The sequence below is a fragment of the Vibrio sp. V38_P2S17PM301 genome (assembly GCF_009904845.1).
Classification (GTDB): Bacteria; Pseudomonadota; Gammaproteobacteria; order Enterobacterales; family Vibrionaceae; genus Vibrio; species Vibrio proteolyticus.
Genome location: NZ_WXWO01000092.1, coordinates 1 through 18,537, shown reverse-complemented (window position 1 = coordinate 18,537; position 18,537 = coordinate 1). Strand labels below are relative to the sequence as shown.

At 50.6% G+C, this 18,537-nt stretch carries 26 protein-coding genes and 1 pseudogene; 5 read left to right on the top strand and 22 right to left on the bottom strand.

Going from position 1 to position 18,537, the window contains the following annotated elements; genetic code table 11:
• On the top strand, positions 1-112 hold a 112-nt coding region (locus CAG64_RS19415), incomplete at its 5' end, for an integrase core domain-containing protein (protein WP_161489286.1).
• Between the two features lie 30 nt (positions 113-142).
• On the opposite strand, the gene CAG64_RS19410 is transcribed toward CAG64_RS19415, so the two are convergent.
• The 21 genes from CAG64_RS19410 to CAG64_RS19310 form a co-directional block, all read right to left on the bottom strand.
• Positions 143-688, bottom strand: a complete 546-nt coding sequence (locus CAG64_RS19410) for a hypothetical protein (RefSeq protein ID WP_161448539.1) — start codon at positions 686-688, stop codon at positions 143-145.
• Positions 689-1,483, bottom strand: a complete 795-nt coding sequence (locus tag CAG64_RS19405; RefSeq protein ID WP_161448541.1) for a hypothetical protein — start codon at positions 1,481-1,483, stop codon at positions 689-691.
• The gene (locus tag CAG64_RS19400) at positions 1,484-2,041 is read right to left on the bottom strand and encodes a phage tail protein I (protein ID WP_161448543.1); all 558 of its coding nucleotides are present in this window, start codon (positions 2,039-2,041) and stop codon (positions 1,484-1,486) included.
• Complete coding sequence (locus CAG64_RS19395) at positions 2,038-2,922, bottom strand: baseplate assembly protein (RefSeq protein WP_161448545.1); 885 nt, start codon at positions 2,920-2,922, stop codon at positions 2,038-2,040. The genes CAG64_RS19400 and CAG64_RS19395 overlap by 4 nt, the downstream gene beginning before the upstream one ends.
• Entirely contained in the window at positions 2,919-3,257 is a 339-nt protein-coding gene (locus CAG64_RS19390) for a GPW/gp25 family protein (RefSeq protein ID WP_161448547.1), read from the bottom strand. The genes CAG64_RS19395 and CAG64_RS19390 overlap by 4 nt, the downstream gene beginning before the upstream one ends.
• 4 nt (positions 3,258-3,261) lie before the next feature.
• Entirely contained in the window at positions 3,262-3,891 is a 630-nt protein-coding gene (locus CAG64_RS19385) for a phage baseplate assembly protein V (RefSeq protein ID WP_161448548.1), read from the bottom strand.
• Complete coding sequence (locus CAG64_RS19380; protein ID WP_161448551.1) at positions 3,891-4,427, bottom strand: hypothetical protein; 537 nt, start codon at positions 4,425-4,427, stop codon at positions 3,891-3,893. The genes CAG64_RS19385 and CAG64_RS19380 overlap by 1 nt, the downstream gene beginning before the upstream one ends.
• Before the next feature lie 9 nt (positions 4,428-4,436).
• Positions 4,437-5,018: a hypothetical protein gene (locus tag CAG64_RS19375; protein ID WP_161448552.1), complete on the bottom strand. Its 582-nt coding sequence runs from the start codon at positions 5,016-5,018 to the stop codon at positions 4,437-4,439.
• Positions 4,981-5,319, bottom strand: coding sequence for a head-tail joining protein (locus CAG64_RS19370; RefSeq protein ID WP_161448554.1), 339 nt, complete (start codon positions 5,317-5,319; stop codon positions 4,981-4,983). The genes CAG64_RS19375 and CAG64_RS19370 overlap by 38 nt, the downstream gene beginning before the upstream one ends.
• Before the next feature lie 71 nt (positions 5,320-5,390).
• Positions 5,391-5,897 carry a hypothetical protein gene (locus CAG64_RS19365; protein WP_161448556.1) on the bottom strand — a complete coding sequence of 169 codons (507 nt, stop codon included), beginning with the start codon at positions 5,895-5,897 and terminating at the stop codon, positions 5,391-5,393.
• Between the two features lie 63 nt (positions 5,898-5,960).
• Positions 5,961-6,998, bottom strand: coding sequence for a major capsid protein (locus CAG64_RS19360; protein WP_161448557.1), 1,038 nt, complete (start codon positions 6,996-6,998; stop codon positions 5,961-5,963).
• A 39-nt stretch (positions 6,999-7,037) separates the two neighbouring features.
• A complete protein-coding gene (locus tag CAG64_RS19355) occupies positions 7,038-7,379 on the bottom strand; it encodes a head decoration protein (protein ID WP_161448559.1) in 342 nt (113 codons plus the stop codon).
• A 10-nt stretch (positions 7,380-7,389) separates the two neighbouring features.
• Positions 7,390-8,739 (bottom strand): S49 family peptidase, encoded by a 1,350-nt coding sequence (locus tag CAG64_RS19350; protein WP_161448561.1) that lies wholly within the window; start codon positions 8,737-8,739, stop codon positions 7,390-7,392.
• On the bottom strand, positions 8,732-10,291 hold the full coding sequence (locus tag CAG64_RS19345; RefSeq protein WP_161448563.1) for a phage portal protein: 1,560 nt from the start codon (positions 10,289-10,291) through the stop codon (positions 8,732-8,734). The genes CAG64_RS19350 and CAG64_RS19345 overlap by 8 nt, the downstream gene beginning before the upstream one ends.
• A complete protein-coding gene (gpW, locus tag CAG64_RS19340; RefSeq protein WP_161448565.1) occupies positions 10,291-10,500 on the bottom strand; it encodes a gpW family head-tail joining protein in 210 nt (69 codons plus the stop codon). The genes CAG64_RS19345 and gpW overlap by 1 nt, the downstream gene beginning before the upstream one ends.
• Entirely contained in the window at positions 10,497-12,461 is a 1,965-nt protein-coding gene (locus CAG64_RS19335; protein ID WP_161448567.1) for a terminase gpA endonuclease subunit, read from the bottom strand. The genes gpW and CAG64_RS19335 overlap by 4 nt, the downstream gene beginning before the upstream one ends.
• A complete protein-coding gene (locus CAG64_RS19330; protein WP_161448569.1) occupies positions 12,349-12,951 on the bottom strand; it encodes a hypothetical protein in 603 nt (200 codons plus the stop codon). The genes CAG64_RS19335 and CAG64_RS19330 overlap by 113 nt, the downstream gene beginning before the upstream one ends.
• A 112-nt stretch (positions 12,952-13,063) precedes the next feature.
• Positions 13,064-13,543 carry a lysis system i-spanin subunit Rz gene (locus CAG64_RS19325; protein ID WP_161457667.1) on the bottom strand — a complete coding sequence of 160 codons (480 nt, stop codon included), beginning with the start codon at positions 13,541-13,543 and terminating at the stop codon, positions 13,064-13,066.
• Positions 13,525-14,004 carry a lysozyme gene (locus tag CAG64_RS19320; protein WP_161448573.1) on the bottom strand — a complete coding sequence of 160 codons (480 nt, stop codon included), beginning with the start codon at positions 14,002-14,004 and terminating at the stop codon, positions 13,525-13,527. Before CAG64_RS19320 ends, CAG64_RS19325 begins: the two co-directional genes overlap by 19 nt.
• A complete protein-coding gene (locus tag CAG64_RS19315) occupies positions 13,985-14,203 on the bottom strand; it encodes a phage holin (protein WP_161448575.1) in 219 nt (72 codons plus the stop codon). Before CAG64_RS19315 ends, CAG64_RS19320 begins: the two co-directional genes overlap by 20 nt.
• A gap of 146 nt (positions 14,204-14,349) precedes the next feature.
• A complete protein-coding gene (locus tag CAG64_RS19310; RefSeq protein ID WP_161448576.1) occupies positions 14,350-15,015 on the bottom strand; it encodes a hypothetical protein in 666 nt (221 codons plus the stop codon).
• A 71-nt stretch (positions 15,016-15,086) separates the two neighbouring features.
• Between CAG64_RS19310 and CAG64_RS19305 the strand changes: the two genes are divergently transcribed.
• The 3 genes from CAG64_RS19305 to CAG64_RS19295 all read left to right on the top strand — a co-directional run bounded on the left by CAG64_RS19305 (position 15,087) and on the right by CAG64_RS19295 (position 17,138).
• Complete coding sequence (locus tag CAG64_RS19305) at positions 15,087-15,470, top strand: hypothetical protein (protein ID WP_161448578.1); 384 nt, start codon at positions 15,087-15,089, stop codon at positions 15,468-15,470.
• A 156-nt stretch (positions 15,471-15,626) separates the two neighbouring features.
• Positions 15,627-16,661 carry an HNH endonuclease signature motif containing protein gene (locus CAG64_RS19300; protein ID WP_161448579.1) on the top strand — a complete coding sequence of 345 codons (1,035 nt, stop codon included), beginning with the start codon at positions 15,627-15,629 and terminating at the stop codon, positions 16,659-16,661.
• Between the two features lie 9 nt (positions 16,662-16,670).
• A complete protein-coding gene (locus CAG64_RS19295; protein ID WP_161448581.1) occupies positions 16,671-17,138 on the top strand; it encodes a YrhA family protein in 468 nt (155 codons plus the stop codon).
• Here CAG64_RS19295 and CAG64_RS19290 read toward each other — a convergent pair.
• Positions 17,135-17,794, bottom strand: a complete 660-nt coding sequence (locus CAG64_RS19290) for a hypothetical protein (RefSeq protein WP_161489351.1) — start codon at positions 17,792-17,794, stop codon at positions 17,135-17,137. The genes CAG64_RS19295 and CAG64_RS19290 overlap by 4 nt on opposite strands.
• Positions 17,795-18,190: 396 nt before the next feature.
• Between CAG64_RS19290 and CAG64_RS19285 the strand changes: the two are divergent.
• A pseudogene (locus tag CAG64_RS19285) lies at positions 18,191-18,537 on the top strand (hypothetical protein); the annotation flags it as partial.

The window sequence follows — 18,537 nt, the reverse complement described above, 5'->3', positions numbered from 1 at the left end:
TCTGGAAGAAGCGAGGAAAATGGTAGCAGAATCCGTAGAGATCTATAATCAAATGAGGCCTCATACGGCTTTAAAATACAAAACGCCCGATGAAGTACATCGAGCGTTTTAGTTAAAAAGTGTCAACCCATATCAGGACGGGTCACAGTTCGGGCGGCTCCGGGAACGGGTTGTCTTCTTTGATTTTCAGGTAAGCCGCATCGGCCTGGGCGCGATATTCCGCCGCTTTGAGGGAGTCGCCCTCGACGCTTTCAATCGAAACCGCCTCGTTTCTTAATCGGTCCACCATGATTGTGTAGAGTTGGTACCGACGATCATTGACCTGCTTGTAATCGTACTCAAACTTGGCTTGTTCGTCCGTCTTCCACCCTGATTCCGTCCAGTAGTCAAAAATCGTAACAGGCTTATCTAAGGTATAGTCGTTCGTGACTAACGAAATATCGTCAAACTCTTTCAGCTCGCGAGTGTCTTTATGGTAAGCCGTGATGCTAACCTGCTTATTTTTGACCACCCAGTTACATTGGTTTGTTGGCCAATAAGGGACTGCGTCGTTTTCATCACGAAAAGAATAGTATTGGTTGTCACCGATTCCCTCACTTGGCAGCGGTTTGTCTGTTACAAGCGGTCGAGCAACATGAGTTGAAATCTCCCGCAAAGGTGCACCGGTTTTACTGTCGAACTGAATCATTTAAAACGCTCCTTTAGGTAACCAAATTAACGGTTCATAGAAAATACCCATGGAATCAGTGTATGTATCCGTCCGTGCGCTTCGTGATAAATCAATATCCAATCTAACCGCTGTTGCTGACGAATATGATGTATCGAGATCTATCGGGTTATTTGAAACTGAAGGAACACTCTGTTGACTCACAACAGCGCCGGATGTGTTTAAAATTAGACTGTTTGATGTCGACTTTCGGATATCAAACGAGCCATACACGTTTTGAATGTGATCGCCTTTACTTTCCCCTGCAACACCATATTGTCCTGCGGCTTTCAAATGCATTTTTACAGGCAGATTCGGCGTAGTGAAATAGTCACCATTTTCGTCCGTGCCATAGCCCCAGTATCCGCAGTAGCGGTCGATATCAGCCGCCTTTGTCGCTTCTTCAACTAAATTTGATAACTGCTGTATCAGCGTATAGGCCGTTAGATATTCGTTGACATAGCACTTTTGTCCTACGGCAGGCGCAACGTAATCTGAGTTCGGGGTGTAGCCGACGCCCGCGCTATACACCGGCGTAAAAATCAGAGCACGAAGAAGCTTGCTCGACAACATGTATTGATTTAATGGGTCGGGCGTTTTTTCCGGATCCAGTTTGTCTTTAATAGTTTCTTGCTGTTTTTTAAGGTAGGCCGTTCGGTTCGCTAGTTGTTTAGGCTGACGGTTGGCGATGCCTTCTTCCCCACCTATCACGGCATCCGTTGTTTCAATCAGGTAAACCTGCTCTTCCCACTCCGGGGTTTCTGTAATACTTCCCATTTAGGCAACTCCAAAGTTGTATTGGCCGTCATAACGAATCTCGCCGTTGTACGTAAACAACGCTTCCGTAAAATGCAGCCCTTTTAAAATGCAGTGCAGCGGCGCGGTCATATCCAGCAGCATCTTCACCTGCTCGGCCTGCTCGTTCGTGATGGCCCGTTTCAGGTAGATACGATACATCGCCCAGGCTTCGTCCCAGTTGTAATAGATGTGACCGTTATAAGTTTGTTTTCCGTCGTAGAACTTCCCGCCCAGCCCTTCAAGAATATCCACTTCCTCATATCCGGCATTACGCAAAATGCGTCGGATACTGCTCGGCGTGCCACGCAGCCGGTGCACGTTGTAAGCATCGATAATGGTCTGCTCTTTGGCCGCTCTCGGCCAGTTGTCGTCCCAGACATCCACATCCATGGTCAGGGCCAGTACATACAGTAGCGACTCCGGGCAGGTGCGCGGGTTCCATAAGTCACGAATGGGCGAGCTCATGTCCGCCCGGGTTACCTGCTCGAGCGCCTTTTCCATCGCGGTGGCATTGGGCGGCAATAGAGAATCGCTCACATATCCCCCTTAGCAGTGATCACGATGCCGGTGCAATAGGGCGCCGTGTCTTGATCGGCCTGATAATTGACAAAGCCTTGCAAGTCGACGTCACGCACCCCTTCCAGATGCATCGCCGCATCCAAAGCAGAGGTACTGACCAACGCGCCAATACGGTGCTGACGGTCGGTATACGCCTCAGTGTTGCTTCGGGCCGTCGCCAGAATGCTCTCTTTGGCAGCGGTGTTGGCTATGTCCAGAACAGCGGTGATTTGATACTCATGGATAAGCGCCGATTTGACAGTGCCGTCACAGCACAGCGGCCGGACGTCCTCTTGGTTAATGTGTGCGTCCACGGTCGCAATCAGCGAGGCATCCGCCTCACCGTTTGCCGTATGACTGAGCACCACCACCGCAATTTCCCCGCCGCGCACCCGATAGGCATACGCATCTTTGACCTGCGCGGAAGCCGACAACGCATGAAAGATGTATGACTTTCTCGGTCCGGCGGTGGAAATGCCCGACCATGCAAGAAGGCAGCGACGCCGCAGGGATTCGTTGGACTCATAAATAGGCTCGATAGGCGGCGTAACCGTATTGTCACCCGGCTGGATTAACTCGCGTTTGAGGTTAAAGAACGCCGCCAGATTATCGAGGTCTTCATCCATCGACCACGGCAGCATTACCGACAGCGCCGCATCATTGACCCGCTGTCGCTCGTTGACGGCTGAGTAGGCCGACACTTCCAGATTCGCCACGGTCGGGTCCGACTCCACATCGGCATCCCATTGCGGGTAGAGCGTTTTCAGTTGCGCCTTTTTTCCGGCCAGTTCGGTCTCAAAGTCCAGATCTTCTTTGACCTTCGGCTTTGGCAAGCTGGACAATTCAATCGTCGTACTCATTTAATCTCAATCCCTTCCAGTTTGATGGGCTGGCCGTCTGGCAAATAAATACCGGTTAAATCAATCTGCACCTTGCCCGGTGTTGGACTGGTCACGGAGACCGATTGCAATTCCAGGCGGGGCTCCCAGCGTGAGAGTGCCTCGGCCGTTGCCGCAATCATGTCCATCTGGATGCTGGCGTTAAACGGGGCATCCACCAAACGGGGCAATTTCGAACCAAAGGTTCGCCGCATGACCCGACTGCCGATTGGCGTGGTCAAAATGGTCGCAATGCTTTGTTTGAGGTGCGCGCGACCGACCAAAGCGCGTCCGGTCTGGTTGTCTGTTCCGTTCATCGCATTAACTCATTGGGGTGTCGGGGAGTGGACCACCGTCATGACGGTGGCCGTTGTACTGCGTTCGCATCGCCGCCATTGAGCCGGTCATATCTTGGATGTGCGCCGCCGACACAATGTCTTTCAGCGCCGCAATCTTACCTGAAGTGGTCAGGTTGCCAGTCTGGTTGTAATCGCCTTTATGGCGAACGTCGGCGTTGATGTAAAACGTGTTCGCATTCAGCGTCGCATCGCCTCCGGCAATGGTGATCGTCAAATGATGCTCGGCCCGGTCGTATTCCACCCGGGTATTGTCGTCATACACACAAACATGTTTGTTGGGGTCCACGCTGGCAGGCGGATTGTCATCGGTATTCATACCCAGCAATGCCCAGCCATTACGAAGGTCACCACCCGGCGAGAAAATCATGCATTGCTCACCGACCTTGGCCGGATCCGACTGACGCTTATGACCCGCTCGCTCTTCAAAATAACGCAACCAGGTGGTGGTCACCGGCTTCCCTGCCTCATCCACGTCGTAAGCCACTTTGACACGCGGAGGATTGTGCTGCACCGCAGACACATGCCCGCTTCGGATAAGGTTCGCCACACGTTGGGAAAGCCGGTGAATCAGGTACCAGGGGTCTTCACTCATCAGGACTCCTGTGGAACGTTCAGAACAACTTCATAATCGGAGTGTTTGTCCGGGCCGACATCAGGGTAATACCCCACCATCACAGTACCCGGCGTAAAGGTTTGCGCGCTGATTTCAACCTGACCGATAGTCAGAGGCTGGACCCAGCGAATCGACCAGACGGCGTAACCATCCAGTTCAGGGTTGAACGAGTCCGGCTCCGCACTGGTCAATACGGCAGGGCGAATTTCCAGCCCAAAGCGACACTCATCAATCAACAGGCTCAGCATCATCGATGCATCCCGCACTTTGACCTGATAATCCGGATCGCTGAATCCATACACCACAAGCAGCTCGCAGTTGACGTTCAGTGTCAGCTGGCCATTGCCTTTTTGGTTGTCGCTCTTCTCCCAGTCCAGAACCGAGAAAAACGCGCAGGGCGTGGCCAGTTCCGTTTCGGTTTCCGGGTAGTGTTCAACACAGGTTAACCAGGCCACTTGGGTGGTGAGATAGTCAAGAACCGCAGAATGGTATTCCGCCAGCGTTACGTTCGCCATGGACAGCCTCTATTTTTTTGGCCGAAGGGCAATCCGGCCTTTAATGTCTGTTGTGAAATGCCGGACGAAAATCTCCGGAATTTGTTCAAAAATCTCGTCTTCAATACGTACATGCAGCGCATCGTCAATCTCCACCTTCACCATTTCATACCGCTTGGCACTGGTGCGTCGGAACATCATCTTCTGGCCATTTTTCTCGATCACAAAGCCTCTGGCCTCATGGACCCGGGAAAGGCGCGGGGATGTCGGCGTGAACGTGGCACCACTGTCTTTCGTCGATCGGAGCCGACCACGCAGCGCATGCACCGGGACCGGATTCAGGCCAAACCACAACTTGAGTTCATCCAGCGCTTTGCCACCTTTCTTCAGCCTGAACTTTTTCAAACGGGCGCGGATAAGCTTGAGGTTTTTCGCTTTCAGTTCGTCGCGCATCAGCTTCGCAGCCAGTTTGTGCACCGTCACCGCCGTGCGGGCCAGCGCCCGGTTGTAAGCCAGGCGCATTTCCTTTTCGGTGGCGCCCACGCTGTGTCGAATCGCCGTCAGTTCATCGAGATCAATATCGAAGATCTGGGATTGTTGAGGACTGGCCATCCGATCTCTCCGACAACGTGAATTGCGTTTCGCCATCGTATTGCGGATAGCGCTGTTCAATGTAAAAGTGTAAAGCTTGCCCATCGGAGAGCATCAGCGTGATAGGGGTCCGTCTTGCCAGATGATGAGCATCGCCACTGCGCACACTCAAACGGGCCTCTTGGGTATCCACCTGACCGCCCGCGGCCAGTCTGCTGAGCAGCCCTTCGGCATCAAAAATGCCACGAACCGGCTCATGGCCATTAACCAGCACATCAACGTTACCAAACGTCTCATAGATGACCGCATCTGCCTTTTTCATAGCCTCTTCAAATATCGAATCAAACATAAAAAACCTATAAAAAAGGCGCGAAAATCGCGCCTGTCCATCCGTTATAGCCGAGCCATAAAACACGCTAAGTGAGCTTCGACCGCTTCCATCGCCGTGTCTTCATCGAGATACGGCGTGTCACCACTCTTAATCAGCGTAATGTGGCCATCAACTTTGGCCTGAAACGCTTTCAGTGCTTGGACCTGAACGAGCCCTTGGTCGTTGGTCAGCACTTCAGGCGCCTCACCGTCTTCCGTCAGGGTTTCATCCGGTGGCAACTCACCCACGCCGACCAACACCACAGGGCGGTCGTCGATTTCGCCCTCGTCGATTTCATCACCGGCTGAATCGTCAGCGTCATCATCTTGCGTTTCGGCGTCCGTTTCACCTGGATTGGTTTCATCATCCGATCCCCCCTCATCAGGCCCGTCTGGCAGCGACGCTTCCAGTTCGTCGATCATGATGTTCAGTTGCGCTTCTGTCGTTCTGTCATCGTACGGTACTTTGTCCAGACCAAGTTCGTTGCACAGCGCATCAATGCGTTTTTTCAGGTTGTCTTTTCGGCTCATGATATTGTCCAAAAAAGGATTGGGACCATGGTCCCAATCGTGATCTCTCAGTAAAAAGGCCGCTTACGCGACCTTCACTACCACCACTTTGTTCACGTCGATCAAGTACATCGCAGGCGCGGACTCGGTCTTGGTGTAACGCACTTCCGGGTCACCCCCTTCCGTCCAGTCCTTGACGTAGCGCTCCGCTTCATCAAAACCTTCACGCTGCGCGGCCTGGTCCTGAATCTGACCGTACAACCGAGCGCCGCGAACGGCGGTGTGCGCCAGGATAAGGTGATAGTCACGCTGCACTTTCTGGGTCACGCCCGCGCGGTCGATGTACTCTTCATCCACCACCACAATCGTGACATCGCCCAGATTGCCTTTGATGCTGACCGTGGCCCCCAGGTCTTTCAGGGCCGTTTCCAACTGAGACTTGGAGCCACGGCGGGTTTCCACCTTGTCATTGAACGTCGTGAACTCACGCATCAGTGCCCAGGTTTTCGGATCCGCAATCACCACGTTCGTCAGACCTTCCGACTCGGCCGCCCATTTTTCAATGTCCGCCACGATGTCATAGGTTTTGCGGTCTTGGTTTGTCCACAGCGCTGCACCAATCAGGGTGATGTTGTTGTCCGGATTTCGGCCCGCATCGATCTCGTAAGGCTGATCGATGTACGGGCTGTCAATGACCGTTTTACCGTCATAGACCATTTCCGCACACATCAGCTCTTCACGGTCGCGAACCGCTTGCTCTTCAATGTCGAGGTTTTGCATCACAATCGCGTTCTGGCGATCACCCGCTGACATCGCGCCTTTCATTGGCTCACCCGGACGACGTTTGACGCTCTGGTTGGCCGTGACGGCATGTTTGGACTTCACGTAAGCCGGTTTAAAGGACGACGTTTTAAAGCCCTGGTTGCGATCAATTGCCGCCCCAATCATCGGCGAGCAGTACGCCGCGATTTTGGTCTTGTTCGGGATCATATCCAGGTCGACTTTTTCCGTGTTAAAGGTGTACATCTCACGGAAGAAGAAACGCATAAAGAAATTGTCACGGCGAATACCGGCTTGTTGAATGGCGCCCAGCAGTTCGCGTGTCGTGTAGTTATCAGGCATAAGTCACTCTTTGCTTAAATCGTTAAGAAAAACGACGAATCAGTATTCGTCGTCTACGTACACCGCACTGCCAATGAAAGCGGCGCGCTTGGCCTTATCGGTGGTGACCCCATCCGGCCAGTTCACAAAGCTAATGCGAAAGCCGCCTTGCAGGTAAACGGTCGACAGCTGATCAACGCCCGTGCTCACCACGTCACGAGCAGAAAGCGCAACGGCCGTGCCCGGTGTACCGTCCCAGGCAACCAGCGTGGCCGTGTCCGTAGCATCAAACATCAGTGGTGTTCGGGCCGCAAACGCCTCTCCGGCTTTGATGGTGGCGCGGGCGGTCACCGGTGACCCAATCCAAAATTCATCTGGGGTGTATTCTGTGTTCTCACTCATGGCGTCGTCCTTAGTCGATGCGGTTGTAGGAAGAAGCCAGCGCGTTGATGTGCTGCTGCTCCTCGGTTACGTCGGCCGAACTGACATCCTGACCCAGTGGGTCACCGTGTTCAGCCGCCAGGGTTTGAAGTGCGCTACCGGCATCATGAGCGGTAGCAACCGGAGCACTGGCCAGAATGTCTCGCGCTTCCTCAACGGAGATCTTCGGGTTGTTCGCCAGTCGGTTGGCGAGCGCTTCCCGGCCCTTGCTTTCTTCGAGCATCATGATGCCCATGCAACGCTCTCGCTCCTGCGTGGCAGGATCGCTGGCGGATGTCGCCTCGCTGGAAGCCGCGGCTGCGGCCTGCTCAGACGTCGGAGCATCGTCTTGTGGATTGGTCACGGAGGCCGATGCTGCCGCATTGGTTTGCGTCGTCGTGGCCTCGGTCGTGGTTTGGTCTTGCACCGTCATAGCGGCTCCCCTATCAAAGGTGGTTGAAGATGTCTTGAAGTGGTCCGCCATCAGTTGAACCGCATCAAGCCCGTTGACGACTTCGTTTGCGAAGCCAATATCGACCGCCGCCTGACCTTCGTAGGTCTGCGCTTCGGTCGCCAGAATTTTTTTCACGTCGATCCCCATGTATTGCGCTGCTTTTCCGGCAAACATCTGACGCGTGGCTTCCGCTTCCGATTGCCACTTTTCCTGCACCGCTTTGGGCAGGGACTGGTAAGGGTTGCCGTCGGCCTTGTGATCCCCAGCGGTCACCAGCGTGATTTCCACGCCTTGTTGGTCGAGCATTTTTTCCACGTTGGTGTGAGCCATGATCACGCCTACAGAGCCAGCAATGCCCGTTTGAGTAATCAATCGGCGGGAGCAGGCACTGGCCACCATCTGACCCGCACTGCAGTGCATGTCATAACCGAGTGACCAAATAGGTTTCACCTGGCGCAGCTGCGCAATCTTGTCCGCCAGATCAAAACACCCGGCAACCATGCCGCCGGGCGTGTTCATATCAAGCAGGATGGCGCGGACATCCGGGTCCGCCATGGCCTCGTTCAGTCGGTACATGATCCCGTCATAGCCGGTCATGCCGGAATAAGGTTTGATGTAACCGTATTTGTGCACCAGAGTGCCATCAATCGGGATCACGGCGATGCCATGTTTCACCTGGTAGCTCCGATCGCCAGAGCGCCCTCGGGCGTAACCCGCCGCGACCTTTTTCATGTCCTGCTCTCTGAGTACCGAGCCATCGATGTCCGTCAGTTGGACCACGTTGCCAAGGCGCTGACTGAGCGCAGAAAAGAACACCCGGGCGTAGCCCGCTTCCAGAGCCAACGGTCGGTTAAAGGTGTTGCTGATTAAGTGTTGTAAATTACTCATTGGCACTCTCGTTTGGGTTGTCCGGAGCCAGCGCCTGCAGCTTCATCCAGCTCGGCGGTGGCAAACCTTTCGTTTTTCGCTCTTCCATTTCAGCGACCTGTTGCTCGAAGATTTCCTGATAGTCTTCGCCAAGCAACGCGAGCTCTTTTTCGTAGGTCGACAAACTGCTGTCGATACGAAGCACCGCTTCCTTGACTTCTTTGAGGCCATCAATCGCCAGACGACCAGAGCCAATCCAGTCACACTTGGTCCACGCATACCGGCGCTCGTAAAAGGTAAAGCGCGCTTTGCGAGGCAACGTGATGTACCCGCGCAGCAGCATCTCTTCAAACAACAACGTGAAGATTTGGCTGGCGAACCGGTTGGCAATGATTTTTCGGCGACCCATGAAATAGCGCCAGGAGTCGTTATGGGCGGCTCGGATCGTGCTGTAAGACATTTGCGAGTAATTGCGCGACAGCTGGGCATAATCCACCCCCAAACCAGCTGCAATGTAACGGATAATGGACTGTTCAAGCGCCGCAAACCCATTGTCAGCATTACCCGCACTGTGCAGGTTTATCTTGTCACCCGGCATCAGATGAGGCAGTTTTACGCCGTTGAACTTCACTTCATTCGCGGCGTAATACTCGCCGTACTTCAGCAGCATTTGCTCTATGGCGCCCTCTCGCTTTCCGGCACCAAAGAGAAATTCCATCGCCTGGTCGCTGCCCAGTTCCGACTCAATGCTGGCGGCATACATGGCATTCACGATGGCACGCTGGAGCGTGGTGTTTTGCAGCGTATCCAGCATCTTGAGCTGCTCAAGACTCGATAAGAACTTGTTGACGCCCCGACATTGCCCGCCTTCGCTGGGCTCAAACACATGCAAAAATCCCATCCGACCGGAGCGGGTAAATTTGGGAACCCGGCGCCAGCGTTTGGCCATGCCAAAGTTGTCCGCACCTTCTTCGATGTGATAGGCCACCGCCGCACCGTGACGGTTGAAGTCCATCCCGCCACGCAAATCCGGCTTGTCCATCGCATAGTTCGGGTTATTCACTTTTCGCGGTGCGACCATACGAATGCAGGTCGAGAACGGCGAATGCCGGCTCTCTATCCATTCCGGCTTTGCCATGATTTCACCAGCGTTGGCGTGGGTTTCCACCCCTTCACGCATCATCATGGTGAACGTCCGGCGCCGCTCGGCATCGATAAAGCAGTTCGGATCTTCCGCAATGTCACGAAAAATCGCCTCCACTTCCCGGACAAAGCCTTTGTCCGGATCAATGCCAAGCAGTAACCAGTTGGGTTTGTAACTGAGACGAAATTCAGAGCCAATGATGTGGTCCTTGTGTAGCTGGATCCCATTGGCCGCGATGCCGTTGTTGCGGGTAACGTCGTCCGTGCGCGCATTGGCTTGCTTCATGACAGGCAAAAATGCCGCATCGACGGATTTGGAGGCTGGATTCCAGTCTCGCATTTGATCACCAAACCCCGACCCGCCCGCTCTGAACACCGCCTCTCTCAAGGGGGTCTGGCCATCAGCTGCCAGTAGTCCGATATTATTCATTACAATCCGACTCCTGCTGGACGACGGCGACGCGCACTGCCCATACCCAGTTGCTGACGCAAGTCTTCAATATAGGCACGCAGTTCGTGTATGTTCGCCCGGTTAAATTCGACCCGACGCTCTCCTTTTTGAACGGATACCGCCATGGTGCCTGTCTGCAGCTTGTGATAAGCACTTTCTGCTTCCTGCAGCATTTCTTGTAAAGTCATCGTCCACCTTTGAGTCGTTCGGCCAGCTCAGCCATGCTGAGTCCGGAGGATGGTTGTTCGGAAGCTGGCTCTGGCTCATCGAGCTCCAGGCCAAACTTTTGGATCAGGATATTGAGCGCGGCATAGGCGTAGTTCCAGCCATCGAGCGCTTCGTCAAAGGGATGGTATTGCTTCACCCATCGCCACACCTGACGATTGGATTTGTCGTACTCCAGCTTTTTGTTGGCCGAGCAAAGCTGTTTGAAAAACTCATCACCCGCAATCTCGTCATCCAGAGGAAAATGGATACAACCGGGGACCGGCTCATCGCCTTTGGGTGTTAAACACAAACGGCTATATAGGCGCTGTTTAATGCCATCCGTACCCAAGCGGGTCAGATACACTTTTTTTGCGTTTTTCTTGCGAGGAAAAGTCTGAATGGGTTTGCCGTACTGGTTTTCCCCTTGAATGGGGATCACCCAGGTCACACCGTGATGGCGACTCATGGTGTACACGTCATCCGTCTTATGGCCCATGGCATCCCAGCACCACAATTCCACGCCCATGGTGTCGCCATTGCGCTTTTTGTAGGTCCGGTACAGCATTTTTCCGGCCGCATCTTTGAGCGTCTGCGTGGAGAGATCGCCTAAAAGCACGATGTGCTCAACCAACCAACACTCTTCACCGGCGCCCCAGGCCCAAATGTAGAGTTCTACCCGGTCATCCTGAGTGTCGATGCCTCCAGTGAGCACGACCGCCCGATCCGGAACCGGGTTGCTGCGCCGTTCACCGACCCACCACACTTCCCGACGGGATTTCAGGTGTTCCCAGTCCAGTTTCTCGCCGTTCTCCCCTTCCCAGAGTTCACCTAATGACAGGTTTACGAACGTTTTTAGCTGGATTGGGTCATCTTTCTTTTTCAGAAACTCTTTGACGATGCCGCGCCAGCCTTCGCTGAGTTTAGTGTTGTAACCAGACCAGATATGCAAGCCAACAGAGGTCGGCGTGGGTGCGGGGTGACCGTCTTCGTCAAAAAACGCATGGCCATCCTTTGTCCAGGTACCGTCTTCCGCTTTCCAGCGTCCGGCCAGTTCCATTTTGTACAAATGTTGGTAATAAATGGGGTCGTCACACCCGAGACAGCGGTAATAAACGGATTTCGCTTTTTTCGCTAACGTTGGCTGAGTGTTATCCCACTTGAAACCGTGTTTGGCGTCTTTACTGCCCCATTCCAGGACCTGCTCCTTACCACAATGCGGACAAGGGAGATAGAACCGAAAAGTGAGCTCCATCCGGGCCATCAGCCGCTCGATGTGAGACTCCCCTTTGTTGGTTGGCGTGGTACCCCAGCGCGCCATGGGAAAGGCTGCGCCCTCAAGACGTTTAAACGCCAGGTCAATGGGGTTACCTTCTTTGCCGACTTCCCAGTCCCAGCCATCGATCTCATCACCGAACACCGCGCCTTTGGTCAAAGCGCGCATATTGCGGGGCGTGGAAGTACCAAGAATATGCAGAGACCAGCCAGTGCCTTTCTTATACGACACAGTATTTCGCTGATCTTTGGCAAACAGTGCCGGAAAGATGCGATGCATGATCGGCATTTCCTGCCAGGCGGCATCAACCTCCGTCACCGAGATGTTTTTGGCGTCACTCTCTGTCGGAACGTAGATAACGGAATTCGTTTTGAACTGAGCGTGCAAGCAACTGTCGGCAGCCACGACTAATTTTGACCAGCCGACACGTGCAGACTTTTGCATAGTCAGCTCGGTAATGGCCCGATTGCACATCATGTTCAGCGGCACAATCTGAAGAGGCAGTGTCTCCCAGAACCCTTCCTCCTGAGATGAACCAGCCGCTAACCGGAAATGCTTATCCGCCCATTCCGATCCCTTGATCGGCAGTACTCTCCGCATCCCCATCAAGCCACGCCGGACCTTCATCCGGATCGCCGTCAATGTAGTCTGAGAAGTTGGGTTGAACATCTGCACACTCATTCAATACTGCTGCAATCACGGCTTCCAACACTTCCACCGCTTCGGGTGGCATGTCCGGCCATGCGTTTTTGAGTTTAGGGAGAAGGGTGTCGAGGCGCGTTCCCACTCGGGCACACACCTGCTCTAACGTATCGACGATAAGGTCGATGGGGGCGTAACTCTTTTCAAACAGAACGCGCTTGGCCCTCATCATGGCCAGCTTTTCACGCCGCTCTTCCAGTTTGAGTTCACGCTCAATTTTCTCGAACGTTTCCTCTTCATTGTCGTCGGTTTCCGGTTTTTCACTTCCGGATTTTGACCGTTTTAAATAGGTGTTATAGGCATGAATACACGCCAGCGGCTCCCAGCCGTTTCGTCCCTTGGCCGCAGGCAGAAACCCTTTAGCCGCAAGGTTTCGGACCTGTCTGTCTGATAGACCAAGGAGCTTCGCTATATCCGACTGAGTAAACTTTTTGCCAGGATTGAATAGGTCGCTCATTCATGGTTTTTGACCGGAAACCGGAACCCCCCAAAATTAAAAAAATTTTTACCGAGAGACTTTCTGCGAGGTCAAGCCCCCGTAGTGTCTGTGGTCGCGCGGAAGGACCCACTCAATACGCTAAGCACTGCGTTTTGATGTAGTCTTGTAAGTACTTGGTTTGGCGATAGTTTTTCACCATCATTCGTCGGAGACGTAGATAATCTTGTTCAGTTGTTCGACTAAGTCTTGCGGCTCCTTCATACTCCACGCTTCCGGACGGTTGGGTATCGGGCACTCGGTTGGTGGGACAGTCGGCGTTGATGTACAAGCGCTGATTAGCACGATTGAGCTCATCACCAAGAATATCGATTTCATGCTGGGCCTTACGCAATGCGTTTTGATGTTGAATACCAAGTTGATCAAACTCTTTGATCTTGTCGCGTTGAGCCCTATTCAACTCCCGTTGAGCTAAAAGAACTTGACTCGTCTGCTCTAGCTGCTGCTCTGCGACACTTCTTCGTAATTGTTCGACATAGAGCCAGCACGACAGCGTTACGATTGAAATAAGTGACATTGCAACGCCCCACACAATCAGTCTCGCATTAAGCATACCTGCCTCTCGATATCTCGTCGGGTCATAAGCCCCTTCCAAGGCTTACCCGCCGAATAAACCCAACGTTTCAACTGTTCACAAGCAGACGCCCAATGACCTTGATTTAACAATTTGAGCAGTGTCGAACGCCTAAAAGCGCCCACCCCGACGTTATAAGTAAATGAATATAGGGCGGCACGTGTTGTTTCCGGTATCACCACTTTGATAAGCGGGTCCACGTGTCGCTTTACTTTCTTCAGATCTTTATCCAGTAGAGCATCGCACTCTGATTGGGAATAGACTTTGTCCTTAATGATGTCCGGACCAGTATGCCCATAACAGACACTCAACACGCCAGCCACATCGTAGTACGGTACAAATTCTATGCCCTCAAGAGGCTTAACCATGGTCGCTGCCATAATTAGCGCACTCGCTCCCATTGCGGCGAGTTTGGTGATGCTATTTCTGATGCTGCTCATGATGCATCTCCCGCTCGGCTTGCTTTTTCCTAAAGTGGTAATTGATGTAGGTCGTCACTATCGTTCCGATAATGGACGAAATCGCCACCCACCAGTCTGGTGTTATCGTGCTGACAAACGAAAAGAATGCACTTATCGCAGCCAGAAACGCACACCATCCGTACGCGATGGCGCTAGAGAGTTTTTCGAGCATACGCATATCACCACCCCCGGGATGGAGTGTCCTTGATTGGAAATGAGATGAAGAGAAAATTGCGTGGATCGTTAAGTGACAGATACAAAAAAACCGCCTAAAAGGCGGCTCCCATAAGCACTGTACACTTATCCATACTAGATATTTATACACTAAACTGTCCCGTTTTTGTTTTCAAGCTCTTTTTTAAACATCTGCCGAGCAGCAATATCATAGTTAATCAGTAAGGTCCGTATTGCCTCAACGTGCTGACTCCAATCATTCCAATGCTTTTGATAGTAACGAACACGCTTCTTAAAATAGGTCTCGCTGGTACAACTCTCTGCCTCAGTATCTGCCTTAGCCAGAACGTGGATGAGATAAGATTTAGTCAATGTCGGTGTATAAGAAAGGCCGTCTATTGTCAGAGATACCTGTGCACCACCGAGTTGCTCTAAAGCCAAACCACCAGCAATGACAGGAACTAAAGTCTTGACCCGTTCGTAAGTTCTCTTTTGGATCATTACACCTTGTTCGGAAGCACATACCACCCAATCGTTGGAAACACTGTCAATCAGTCGCGCTTTGTTTTCCTCTGAATTCCACAACGGCGATGCATACGCAAACATACTCCAGTCCGCAAGATGCGGCGCTGTCTTGGCCATACGCTCTATAGCAGCTAAAACCTTTGCTCCATCGAGTTTTGAACCAATCTCAACATCAGCAGCTCCAAAACCTCCGCCACCAGCCCCGACATTGTACTTCGCTCTGATACCTTCAGTAGCAAGGCCAATTGCCGCAGGCATCTCCCAGCGTTCTATGTTCGTAACTAACCCCATCTGATTCCCCCTAGACTGAATGACCATTTAAATTATACTGTACATATATACAGTTTCAATGTTTTTAAAGTATGTATAGAACGATTCAAGTAAACGCCAGTTACAAGATTGAACGCCTGGGGCCTAACGGTCTGATTGGTCCAATAGGTAAACTGTCTTGTGGTCAGTTGAGAGTGCTCATTCGAGGTGGAGACGCAAAGAACTTTCCATTTGGTGGGTTTCTTGATGCCGATAACGTGATCGGCTTACAGAGAGTCAAAGTGATTGATGTAAAGGCACTATGTATTGATGACGAGGCACAAGATGCCCAGTACGCTATTCCAAGTCACCATTACGTCGTTGGCGCCTACATGGAACAGAAAGTCTATTTGCTCTTGTATGAGGGTGAGATTAGACACTATCCAATCAAACATCTTGATACTGATAGAACGAATAATGTAGTGACACTCCTTTAACAAGAGTGTCCACGGGGCAATGATAACTTTATCCTTTATATCGCGTAAAAATTTGCAGTCCTTTAAACCTTTGAATATAGGATTTCTGATTGAATTGACCAGTGTCATTGAACCTACGAATATGAAAGACAGTCATTGGTTATTAGGCGCACTACCATGTTCTATAGGATTGTGTCGGCATTAAGAGTTAAAACACAAGACGTACCCAAAATAGTCCACGTCAATTACCTATCTAAATACTGCCAACAGTTTTGCCTCAAGCAAACGAGTGAGCTAAGCGGTGGCCAAGAAGTTCTGATTGTTGATGGCCTAAAGCCAGGTGAGAGCGTCATTGACCCATTTGGTCAGATCAAAAGCATGACACCGAGATCACTCAAGTTTGTTCTCGATGCAAAAATCAATGGAGTAGCGCATTACTCATCTGCAGTTCGTCTGGAGACACAAGATCCAACCAAGTCGGTCTTTGAGAGAATCCCTCCCCTTAGCGCATCAGTGGTTGAGTATGACAAGAAAAGCAAGCGTATCCCTGTAGAATTTCCCAGCATTCAAGAAGTTCTCGAGAATCCAGAGTTAGACGGTCTCAAAAGTGTCAACATCGATCCTGTTTCGATGTTCGCAGAAGATGCTGAAACGCTCATTAAGGAAGGCCAGAAATTCATTGATGAGCCTACCTTAGGTGGCGCTGCGATAATGGCCGCAATCGCTATGCCAGGTAAGTTTCTAGATGAGCCAGTTAAGAAACTCGTCAAAACGAAATTCACAGGAAAATACAAAGGGGAAAGCATTACTCTCGACAATGTCGAAGTACACAATATTCAGTACTTAAAACGAGACCGGGCTGAATACACAGAACTTAGAAAAGCGTTCAATAAGAGTATTCGAGGTGATTACCTAGAAGCTTTATCTAAAGATCCAAAGGCAGTTAGTAAGCTTAAAGATCTCGGTGTTCCAGATTCAGAGATTCAGAAACTCGCAGCCAAACGAGTACCCTCGGGGTTCCAAGTCCATCATAAACTTCCACTAGATGATGGTGGTACCAATGATTTCTCTAACTTAGTACTCATTAGAAATGCGCCTGAGCATAGTGCGTTTACAACCTACCAGAAACAAACTACTACCGGCATATCTGTTGGTGATAGTATTGAGCTTGACTGGCCAATCCCAAATGGCAATGTCTACCCGATTAAGTAAGGAACAGCTATGACCTTTAAAGAAGTTCTTCAAGCACTAATTCATCAACACAATGAAGACGAAAGTACATTTGGAGCCGGCTTTTTCTTGGACTCAGCCACCAGCATAGAACTAGAGACGTTGAGAGATAAGGTACAAGAACAGTTTAGCGTCACTCTTCCAGACGAATACCTAGAAATACTTAAGCTTACCAATGGCTTCTCTTTAAACGGACTTAGCCTCTACGGCAGTGTTCAGAAGCAGGAGCCATACTTCCTCGACGGAGTTATAGATGCCAATAAAGCATTTTGGGATGAAGAAACACTGAGAGAGTATTTTGCATTTTCGGAAGAATCAACCACACGACTAGTCTTTTCTGTAGTTCAAGACAAATATCTTGTGGTTGATAGAGTGACTTGGGACACGATTGAAGAATTTGATACATTCGGAGATGCATTAAGCTTTCAAATAGATGACTGTTGCATTTTGTCAGTCTAACTAGTTCGTGACTCTCCAATATTGAATTCTCGATTATAGAGAAGCATGAAATACTTCATCTCTTTAAGCTTCTCTAACTTTGAAGGGATTATGTATAACACCATGTATATGAGGAAAAATGCTACAGCGGCAGTCAACGCAGTTTGAATTAGCTCTGTCGTTTCAAGCTTTCTGCCTAACGTCGTAATTAACCCCAGGAATACCCCCCCAACAAAACTGCCAAAGCTCTTACGTAAAACACCACTAGAGTCAGCAATATCTATCTGTAAGTCTAATAGTTCCATGCATTCTGACACTTGGTTGCTAGTAATCGAGCGCTCCTGGAGTTTCTGCTTAAACATCAAGTAACGACTTGTTTGATGAACTTCATCGTTATGAGGGACTACATGGTGTGAAAGATCACCAAACTCTCGCAAAATAAGACGCTTCTTCATTCGACTAAGAAATAAGACTAAAACGAGCTCGCTGATCCCGATTGGCCAAAAGGATATATTTGGGAACCAGTAAAGTGAGATGACCCCGCATAGGAAGAACGTTGCAGAAATCGCTATTACAGCGCTTTCCCAGTTGCTACAGCTTATAATGACACTTCTAAACAAATTTCGAGTAGTAGCCTGCTTGTGGTCTGCCTCCCAAATGACTTTCCAATGGTTCATATAAACCTCCAAATTCAATACTGCCAAATAGATTCAAAGTTGGTGTCGTAGCTTGGTGCTCCTATAAACAGATCTCGTATATAAGCAGAAAAAACACTAAACACATGCCATTTTCTGCACCATTCTTGTGAAAATACAGCTTCTACCACCTCAATTAACAAGCGTTCTATTTTTATACTAAACTGAAAAGACACGATGATACGAAACAAGAGGCATAGTTAAAACAGTAGAAAACCGTACATGTAAATATTTGAAACACATCGCAAACTGAATACACCATAAACACCAAATCTCATTTACAAGACGAAGTTATGCGTACAAACGTGATTGATATCAACATGATTGTTCGAGAACTTGAGATAGCATCGCGCGATTAAAAATAATGAGAATGTTGGAATGCCAAAGAATTCTTTATCTAAATATCACTACTTGCTAACAAAGCTGATGCTGATACTCGCAGCCGTTATTGCAATGGCTAGTTTTCTTATGGCAGGTCTGCACTATCAAGGGTTAGTCAGAACCAAAATACAATTCTTTGATGAAACACTGTATTCACTGAAGCACACTTATATCTACGAACTGATACGTGAAAGTGAACGGCAACTGCAAGCGCTTTGCGCGTCACTTGATGTGGATGCCATTCAACGTGGAGAGTCTGCTTTTAATACAACCTGGCCTATCGTCCACCAGATCAAAATGGAGGATAAACACTACATCTATTTTTATAACGCAAAGACGCAGAA